Source organism: Bartonella sp. AP58NXGY, from assembly GCF_042195785.1.
GTDB lineage: Bacteria > Pseudomonadota > Alphaproteobacteria > Rhizobiales > Rhizobiaceae > Bartonella.
Map to the genome: position 1 here is coordinate 1 of NZ_JBHIOY010000324.1, position 282 is coordinate 282.

The following is a 282-nucleotide window of genomic DNA, read 5'->3' on the forward strand; positions in this document are numbered from 1 at the left end:
CGGTGTCTTGGTATTGCTGAGATCAACAAAGTGCTTAAAGCGGTAACCAAGCTTTATATGAAGCGCGGCTATATTGCGGTGCGGGCTTATTTACCAGAACAGGATTTAAGGGGTGGGCGTCTTAAAATTGTTGTTGTTGAAGGACAAGTAGAAGATATCACCCTGGAGGGGCATAAAGTTGAAAGGCAATCTCAAGGGGAAATCATTACGGCTTTTCCAAATTTAGTGGGGCAACCTGCTCATCTGCGCTCTATAGAACAAGGGCTTGATCAAATCAATCGG

1 protein-coding gene is annotated in these 282 nt (G+C 44.7%); it reads left to right on the forward strand.

Annotated features, from left to right (window positions below; translation table 11 throughout):
* On the forward strand, positions 1-282 hold a 282-nt coding region (locus ACFINC_RS11185), incomplete at both ends, for a POTRA domain-containing protein (protein ID WP_375617248.1).